The sequence below is a fragment of the Paenibacillus terrae genome (assembly GCF_005217525.1).
GTDB classification, from domain to species: domain Bacteria; phylum Bacillota; class Bacilli; order Paenibacillales; family Paenibacillaceae; genus Paenibacillus; species Paenibacillus terrae_C.
Map to the genome: position 1 here is coordinate 367,501 of NZ_PNXQ01000005.1, position 8,654 is coordinate 376,154.

Consider the following 8,654-nt stretch of genomic DNA (forward strand, 5'->3'; position numbering starts at 1 on the left):
CAAGCCCGAGCCGCCACCTGCTGCGGCTCTGCTTCCAGATGCCGTGCGCGCCCCGGCATCTCCTGTGCTCAGGAAGCGGGCGTGTTCCAGCTCCCGCTTCTTCGCCCGGTATTCATCGAAGCCGCCCAGATAAGAGGCCAGCTTTCCGTCCTCCAGCTCCCAAACGCGCCCGGCCAGCTTATTCACAAAATAACGGTCGTGCGAAATCGCCAGCACGGTTCCTGTGTAGCTGTTCAGCGCTTCCTCCAGCGCCTCGCGTGAGTCGATGTCCAAATGGTTAGTCGGCTCATCCAGCACCAGCAAATTCGGCTTTTTCATGACCAATAGTGCCAGCCGCAAGCGGGACCATTCTCCACCGGACAGCATACTAACGGGCTTAAACACATCTGCTCCGTAGAACAAATACTTCGCCAGCAGCCCTCGCGCCTCGCCTTCCTCCACACCTGCTTCTTCCTTGAAGTACACAAGCACGGTCGCACGGCTATCCCGCTCTCTTTCCTGCTGGGCCAAATATCCATACTCCACGCGTGCGCCCCATTGCACCATGCCTGCATCCGCGCTCTCCTGACCAAGCAGCAGCTTGAGCAGCGTCGTTTTTCCCGAACCGTTATCTCCCAGCAGCGCCACCTTTTCACCAAACTCCAGACTGCCTGTAGCCCCTTTTAATATCTGGCGCTCTCCATAGGCTTTGGCGATTTCTTCAAATTGCAGCACCCTGCGACCCGAGCGATCGTCCAGCTTTAAGTGAAACTCGGCACCCTGAGGGTCCAGCACAGGCCGCTTCACCAGCTCCATACGCTCCAGCGCCTTACGAATCGAGTTCGCTTTTTTAAAAAACTTTTCGTTATCCCCATTACGTCCCCACTCTTCAAAACGCCGGATGGCCTCTTTCATCTTCTTGATCCGCTTTTGTTGTTCCTTGTAGTCCTCGAATTGCAGCAGCAGTCGTTCTTCCTTTTCCTTGACGTAGCCACTGTAGTTTGCATAATAAGTAAACGCCTCGCCATCCTCCAGCTCAATCATCTTGACGGCAACGCGATCCAGAAAATAACGATCATGGGATACAACCACACACGCGCCCGTATAGCTCTGCAAAAATTGCTCCAGCCATTCCAAACCTTTTAAATCCAAATGGTTGGTCGGCTCATCCAGCAGCAACAGATCCGGTCGTCCGATGAGTTGGGACGCGAGTGCAATTTTCGTTTTCTCCCCGCCAGACAGGGAACCGAAGCTGCGCGTATACATGGCTTTGGCAATGCGCAGCCCGTCGGCTACCTGATCGATATTCGCATCCATTTCATAGCCGCCGCTTCGCTCAAACCGTTCTTGCAAGGCGGCATACGATTGCAGCAGCTTTTCCAAACGATCCGCATCCACAGCTACAACCGGATCGGACATCTCACGCTCCAGCTCGCTCATCTGATTGCGGCAATCCTTCAGCTCACGATAGGCGTAAGCCAGCGTTTCGTACACGCTCAAGTGTTCAAACTCCGCCGGAATTTGCGGCAAATAGCCGATTTTCGTATCCTTGGCGATGACGAGCTGTCCTTCATCCGGTTGGGACAAACGCGCAATGAGGCGTAACAGGGTGGTTTTACCGCTTCCGTTGCGACCGATGAGTCCCACCTTTTCCCCCGTATGAATATCAAACGATGCACCGTCCAGAATCAGATTGGCACCGTGGTATTTTTTCAATTGTTGACCGTTCACGATATACATGTTCAGGCTCTCCTTTATTTAGGAAGACCCTTACCCGCGCAACACAAAAAGAGCCGCAGGAGCTAGTAGCCCGCGACTCTTTGGATGATACAGCAATCCGTTCGAGTTAAGGTAGGCGTCTTCTCGCGATGTTTACAACCGTATGATTAAAATTGGACAGACTTCTCCCGTTGTACGGAAAAGTATGCATAATGCCAGCCATAGCAATCGGCAGCTGGCTAATACGGTTGTTCAGCATCTCGTGATTCACCTACCTCACCTCCTTCTTCATAATTGCGTGTAGTATAGCATATTTTCTCACCTTATAAAAGAGGGGAATGCCGTATCGAGCTATAAAATGGATTGGTGCCCGTGCCCTCTGGCGGCCTGCGATGTCCCGCTTCTCGTAATCGAAAATACGCCGCATACAAAAGCAACCATCACAAAAGCCCCGCCTACCCAGGCATTCGTGGCAACCGATTCACTATTCTCAATCACCGCACCTCCCAGGGCTGAGCCGAGGGCAATCCCGATCTGGAGAGCAGAGAAATTGAAGCTTTGCTGAATGCTACCCGATTCGGGGGCATTTTCGATGAGATAGCTCTGCATCGGCGGGGACAAGGCCCAGCTCAATATACCCCAGATGATCAGCAACGGCGCAAATACATACATCGAGTGAACCGAGAATGGCAGCAGGAACATTACGGCGATAAATACGCCCACAATGATCAAAATACTTTTCGCTGTGCCAAAACGATCCGCCAAGGAGCCGCCAATAAAACCGCCCCCAACGGCCGAAAGCCCAAATACAAAATAGGCGACACTAATCCACGATGGATTCAAGCCCATCATATTCTCCATAAATGGAGTGAAATATGCATACAGTGTGTAATGACCCGCCAACGTTAGCGTAGTCACCAGATGCGCACTGATCACCTTCACATTTTTCAAGGATTTCAGTTGCTCGCCCATCGGCACGACATGCTCCGTCGGAATCCGCTCCATAAACAGGTTCATGACGATCATAGCAACTACCGTCAACACGGCGATAATGAGGAACAGCACCCGCCAACCAAACGCATTTCCAATCAGCACCCCGGCTGGAATACCAAGCACGATGGACGAGCTAACCCCCATGGAGATCACACCGAGAACCCGGGCCTGATAAGCCTTGGACACCACTTTGACGGCAATCGTCAGCGATAACGTCACAATCAATGATCCACTTGCGGCGGTAACGATACGAGATATAAATAAGACCGCATAATTCGGACTCCAGAAGGCCAACAGGCTTCCCAGAATAAAAATAAACATCGACCACAGGTACAGCCGTTTTCGTTCAATTCTGGCAGTCAGCGCCAATAAAGTCGGCCCGGCGATGGCGTATACGAGCGCATAGATCATAATAAGCTGTCCCGCCGTGCTTACGGAGACATTCAAATCCTGCGCAATTTGGGGCAGAACGCCACCGATAATTAACTCCACCAGTCCTACCGTAAAGGTCGCAATCGTTAAGATAACTACTTTAAAGTTCATTACATAAGCTCCTTTGCTGTCATGTAAATCCCTCGATATACGCAAAAAAATCCTGACCACAAGAAATGTACAAGACGCACATTTTTTGTAATCAGGATTTATCGGTTCCTGGTAGAGACCCTCAAACCATATTATTGAGGTTATACAAATGGGACATTCATTAATCACGCATCACGAAGGTTATAGACATTACTATAAAGGAGCCTAACCCGAAGTTCAACCCCCTAAAGCTGTAAAAATTCGCTCATGGCGCGATCCGACAGATATGGTAAGTATTCATGGCCGTATTCGTGATAAAGAAGAATTTCCTTGTCCGATACGATTCTATTGTACACCGCATATTGTGTGGAAGGCGGGCAGATCGTATCGGACAGCCCCGTCACAAATAGCACCCGACCACGAATACGATCTGCCAAATGTTGAATGTCGATGTAGCCTAATCGGTGAAACAGCTCCTCCTCGCGCACATGGTTCGGATCGAACCAGCGAAAATAATACACCAGCTCCTCATATGCGGATGTGGTGGCATCCAGCGCCCAGGCTCTTTTATAGTCCGACAGGAACGGATATACCGGCACCGCAACACGCACACGTGGCTCCAATGCAGCACAGGCAACTGTCAATGCTCCCCCTTGGGAGCAGCCGAATGCGCCGATTCGATCAGGGTCTACCTGCTCCATCGACATCAGAATGCGAACCGTCTGCACGGTATCCAGAAATACATTGCGGTAATACAATCGGTCCGGGTCCGGGTCGTCGATTCCCCGGATGATATGCCCGCGAATCGTTGTTCCCCGAACCTGCAAGTTGTCCTCAGATAACCCGCCTTGCCCCCGACAATCCAGAGCCAGCACGGTAAATCCATGTGCCGCATAGCTCACTTTATCGAACCAGTCGCCACTGTCACAGGAATATCCGTGAAACATCGCCAAAGCCGGACCTTTTTCTGTAAAATGCTTGGGTCGGACGAGCTTTCCATGAACCTTCGCTCCGCCTACCCCTGTAAAATACAGATGAAAGCACTCCACCAGCGGTGAGACAAATTCGGCTGGCTCCAGTGTGTAATCCAGCGGCTGCCGCTCCAGTTCCAGTAACGCCCGTTGCCAGTATGCGTCAAAATCCGGTGGCTTCGGGCTACTGCCCGTATACGACTGCAATTGCTGTAAAGACATATCCTCCGGCATTCGAGTTCCCTCCTACATCCGGCCCGACTCATGGTCGTCTGCGACCACTTCATCCGTTGCGATGACATACTTCATCATGTCGGATACTGTCGTGTATGCAACACCTACATACGTATCGGCGGCTCCATAATAAATCGCAATCCGTCCGGTGTCCGCATCATGCAGCGTAGCACACGGGAATACCACATTCGGCACAAAGCCCCGTTCCTCGTACCATTCCTCCGGGGTCAGCACGAAATTGGAGGAACGATATTTAACCTTAGATGGATCATCCAGGTCAAGAACGGCTACTCCCATGCTGTATACCAGCCCATTACACGTGCCCGTCACCCCGTGGTAGAACATGAGCCAGCCCTCGGTCGTCTCAATCGGAGCTGGCCCGCCGCCAATCTTCACCGATTGCCACCAGCCCTGTCCGCCCTTGCTCATCACATGACGATGCTTGCCCCAATACACCAGATCCGGACTTTCACTGAGAAAAATATCACCAAACGGCGTATGACCGCTGTCGCTCGGACGGGATAGCAACACATAGTTTCCGTTTAGTTTGCGGGGGAGCAGCACACCGTTTCGATTAAACGGCAGGAACGGATTTTCCAATCGTACAAAGCTTTTAAAATCCTTCGTTTGCGCCATACCCAACGCCGCACCGTAAAAATCGGTACACCAGATGATATAATACGTATCCTCCACTCGAACCAGACGCGGATCGTAAGCATAATTAGGCTGGTAATCGTTTCCTTCCTCATCTACCAAATGCAAACGTTCCGTTTCAATGTCCCAAGCCAACCCGTCGTCGCTCCAGCCCAGATGCAAATGCGGGCGTCCATTAATCGTTTCGGCCCGAAACACCCCCACAAATCGCCCCTCATACGGAGCCACTGCGCTGTTGAAAATACGGGCAATGCCCGGCACCGGATTCCGTCCAATGACCGGATTCTCCGTATGTCTCCATACCGGAGCCTCACTGCCTTCAGGCTTATCCTGCCACGGCATTTTCGCCAGACTGTCTCCCACAATTCGTACGCTACCTACATCCAAATCCACGTTTAATTTACTCATACATATGCTCTCCTCTCACCGAGACACTTGATTTTATCGTTTTTTCTATTTCACTGAACCCTGTGCAAATCCGTTATAGATATATTTTTGTAATGCCAAAAATGCAATTAACGTTGGAATAATAGCAATGATTATACCCGCGCTAATCACTTCCCATTGCGAGCCATACGGCCCTTTAAACTTGAACAACGCCGTCGAAATGACCTGAAGGCTTGTTTTGGGCATATACAGAAACGGGGTGTAAAAATCGTTGTAGATATTAACCCCTTTGATAATAATGACCGTCACAATGGCGGGCTTGAGCAGGGGCAAAATAATGCGCCAGTAGATGGTCAGATAGGAGGCCCCATCTAGCATGGCCGATTCATCCAGCGCCACCGCGATGGAATCTAGAAATTGCAGAAAAATATACACCGCAATAATATCGGTTCCCAAATACAGCAAAATAGCTGCCCAAGGCGTGTTAAACAGCTCCAGCTTGTTGATAATCTGGAATGTGGATACCTGTGTCGTTACCCCCGGAATGAGGGTTGCGAGCAGGAACGCACCCATCATAAGGCTTTTCCCCTTAAATTTAAAACGGTTCAGTATATACGCGATCATAGAGCCGGTCAACGTCGCGCCGATGATCGAAATGATCAGAATAAAGGCTGTGTTCACGAATCCGGTCAGCATGTTACCGTTCACAAAGGCTTTGGCATAGTTGGCCCAATTGAACCAATTGTCCGGAGGAGTCAGAGGACTGGTAGCCGCATATTCAGCCTTTGTCTTCAAGGAAGCGAATAAAATCACGATAATCGGCAATAGAGCGACGAACGCACCCAGCAACAGTGCGGCATACTTGATGCCGTTCGCCAGCGTTCTTTTTAGCGTATACACGGTTAATCCTCCTCTCCCCGAATCAGCAAACGTTGCAGCAGCGTAACTACAATCACGATCAGCAACAAAATAACCGCCATCGCCGAGGCCAAACCGACCTTACTATATTTGAACGCCACATCAATCGTTTGGATGACGAATGTTTTACTGCCGTTGGAGCCGCCGGTCATAATATACGGAATATCGAATGCACTGATCGCACCGCTAATCGCCAGGATGAGATTCAGCTGCAAAATTCGCTTGATACTCGGCAAAATAATGTACCGGAACTGATGCCAGCGGTTGGCCCCGTCCATATCAGACGCTTCATACAGATCACTTGATATGGAGGAAATCGCACCGAGAAACACAATAAAGTTAAAGCCCATGTATCTCCAGATCGACGTGCCAGCCAGTGAAATATTGATAATCTCCGGGTTTCCCAGCCACAGCTTGATATACGAGCCCAGTCCCAGTGCCTGAAGTAGTGTATCCAGCGTGCCGTCCGGCTTGAAGAAGAACAGAAAAATAAAACCAATGGCCACCCCATTCATCAGTGAAGGAAAAAATAAAATGCCCTTAAACACATTTTTAAACCAAGTTTGAAAGCTGAGAATGGTTGCAAAATAAAGGGCCAATCCCATTTGTACAAATGTAGCGACAAAGTAATACAGACTGACCTTAAACACCGAGAAATACTCGGGGGCGGTAAAGATTTTGATATAGTTTTCAAAGCCCACATATTCCAGACGCTTACTATAGCCGTTCCAGTCCGAAAAGCTGTATTTGAACATGTTGATCACTGGCAAGTACGCAAAAGTGACCAGCAGCGCCAGCGGAATAAATGAAAAGGCTGCAATTATCGCCAATCTTTGTTTGGAGTAGCTGAGATTCGAAAATTTAAACATGCTGCACCTCCTGGCTATCCGTCCATCGACTACTACGTCGATCCCCTCTTATCGTCAGTTCAAATGACTATTTGGCTTCCTTCGCAGCCACTTCAGCACGCGCCTTCACCCATGCGTCGTTCAGATCCTTCATAATGGTGTCATACGATTCCGGGCGGTTGCCGATTGCTGCCTCAATAATGCGTTTCTTGAAGTCCGGCTGCCACAAACCGATTTCTCCCTTTTTGTCAATTTTATCAACAATCCCTTCCTGTCCTTTTGGCGAAGGAGTTAGCGTTTCAAAGACGACTCCCTGATCTCCGTATTGCTTCAAAATCTCAGGTAATTTCGAACCCTGTAGCGGACTGATGCTGCCCGCCTGCTCTACGGCATAATTGGACTTGTCAGTAAACCAGTCCACCCAGGCACGAGCCGCCGCTTTGTTTTCACTGTTTACGTTAATACCGAGGTTGTAATCGCCTGCCAGCGGAACAAGCACCTTGGAGGCATTCGTCGGAAACGGCATAAAGCCGATATCATCCTTGTTGGTGGCTGTGCTTTTGATCTGATCAATGGCCCAGGAGCCTAATACCATCGTACCGATTTTGCCTTGAGACAAATCCGCCTTGGAAGTCTCCCAATCCGTGGTGGTCGGGTCTTTTTCGATCAGACCCTTTTTAGCGGCATCGTACATGATCTTATACAGCTCATAGTGAGGCTGACCCTTCGTGAAATTGTCGTCTGTACTCGGCTGTGTGACATTCACATATTCCTTCGTACCCGCCACTGTAGCCAAATCAGCTTCCCACTGGGTCAGTGCCCACCCGGAGGCATAGTTCGTAAACAGCGGCACGGCCTTGGTTTTGTCCTTAATCTGCTGTAGCGCTTTCAAAAATTGGTCCGGGGTTTTGGGAAGTTTCGTGATCCCCGCATCCTTGAACACATTTTTGTTATAAATCACACCGGAGTACGTCATCGCTACCGGAATACCATAGACATTGCCCTCCACCATACGTTCTTCAATACCAGCATACTTGCTTTTCATTTCCTCGTAAGTGCCCAGCGGCTCGAAAAAGTCGGGAAGCTCTGCAATGGGGATACTGGTTGGAATAAGCAAGACATCTCCGTAATCCCTGGTCCCCATCCGAATTTTAATTTGGCTCTCATAATCGGCTAATGCCTGAAAATTGACCTTCACCTTCGGATAAAGCTTGTTAAATTCCTTGGCGCAGTCCTGAAACACCGTATCCACAATGTCCGTCCGTTGTGTAATGACCGTGATTTCACCTTCCACATCCTTCGGATCAGAGCTGGCTGCTGGCGTATCTGATCCTTTTGGGGCACACCCTGCAAACAACCCCGCTAACAATAGCACCGATAGTAACGGCACCAAAATCTTGGACAACTTCATAAAACGACCCCTCCTGCT

General features: G+C 49.9%; 8 protein-coding genes and 1 riboswitch. All 8 genes read right to left on the bottom strand.

Translation table 11 applies throughout. The features are described from left to right. A partial coding sequence (gene abc-f, locus C1I60_RS04900; RefSeq protein WP_252361566.1) for a ribosomal protection-like ABC-F family protein occupies positions 1–1,719 on the bottom strand: 1,719 nt, incomplete at its 3' end. Positions 1,720–1,825: 106 nt separating this feature from the next. Then, positions 1,826–1,969 carry a hypothetical protein gene (locus C1I60_RS24385; protein WP_170970742.1) on the bottom strand — a complete coding sequence of 48 codons (144 nt, stop codon included), beginning with the start codon at positions 1,967–1,969 and terminating at the stop codon, positions 1,826–1,828. Between the two features lie 80 nt (positions 1,970–2,049). Next, a complete protein-coding gene (locus C1I60_RS04905) occupies positions 2,050–3,234 on the bottom strand; it encodes an MFS transporter (RefSeq protein WP_137060737.1) in 1,185 nt (394 codons plus the stop codon). Between the two features lie 68 nt (positions 3,235–3,302). After that, a riboswitch (purine riboswitch) is annotated at positions 3,303–3,402 on the bottom strand. Between the two features lie 56 nt (positions 3,403–3,458). Beyond that, positions 3,459–4,418 (bottom strand): acetylxylan esterase, encoded by a 960-nt coding sequence (locus C1I60_RS04910; protein ID WP_137060738.1) that lies wholly within the window; start codon positions 4,416–4,418, stop codon positions 3,459–3,461. 12 nt (positions 4,419–4,430) lie between these two features. Beyond that, positions 4,431–5,480 (bottom strand): glycoside hydrolase family 130 protein, encoded by a 1,050-nt coding sequence (locus tag C1I60_RS04915; protein ID WP_137060739.1) that lies wholly within the window; start codon positions 5,478–5,480, stop codon positions 4,431–4,433. Positions 5,481–5,525: 45 nt separating this feature from the next. Beyond that, on the bottom strand, positions 5,526–6,359 hold the full coding sequence (locus C1I60_RS04920) for a carbohydrate ABC transporter permease (protein ID WP_137060740.1): 834 nt from the start codon (positions 6,357–6,359) through the stop codon (positions 5,526–5,528). A gap of 2 nt (positions 6,360–6,361) precedes the next feature. After that, the gene (locus C1I60_RS04925) at positions 6,362–7,246 is read right to left on the bottom strand and encodes a carbohydrate ABC transporter permease (RefSeq protein ID WP_137060741.1); all 885 of its coding nucleotides are present in this window, start codon (positions 7,244–7,246) and stop codon (positions 6,362–6,364) included. 67 nt (positions 7,247–7,313) lie between these two features. Continuing rightward, complete coding sequence (locus C1I60_RS04930) at positions 7,314–8,636, bottom strand: ABC transporter substrate-binding protein (RefSeq protein WP_137060742.1); 1,323 nt, start codon at positions 8,634–8,636, stop codon at positions 7,314–7,316. Positions 8,637–8,654 lie beyond the last annotated feature (18 nt).

What these genes read in the sequence shown, in the direction of transcription:
- C1I60_RS04905 (WP_137060737.1), bottom strand. Translation starts at nt 3,234, where the DNA reads ATGAACTTTAAAGTAGTTATCTTAACGATTGCGACCTTTACGGTAGGA.
- C1I60_RS04910 (WP_137060738.1), bottom strand. Translation starts at nt 4,418, where the DNA reads ATGCCGGAGGATATGTCTTTACAGCAATTGCAGTCGTATACGGGCAGT.
- C1I60_RS04915 (WP_137060739.1), bottom strand. Translation starts at nt 5,480, where the DNA reads ATGAGTAAATTAAACGTGGATTTGGATGTAGGTAGCGTACGAATTGTG.
- C1I60_RS04925 (WP_137060741.1), bottom strand. Translation starts at nt 7,246, where the DNA reads ATGTTTAAATTTTCGAATCTCAGCTACTCCAAACAAAGATTGGCGATA.
- C1I60_RS04930 (WP_137060742.1), bottom strand. Translation starts at nt 8,636, where the DNA reads ATGAAGTTGTCCAAGATTTTGGTGCCGTTACTATCGGTGCTATTGTTA.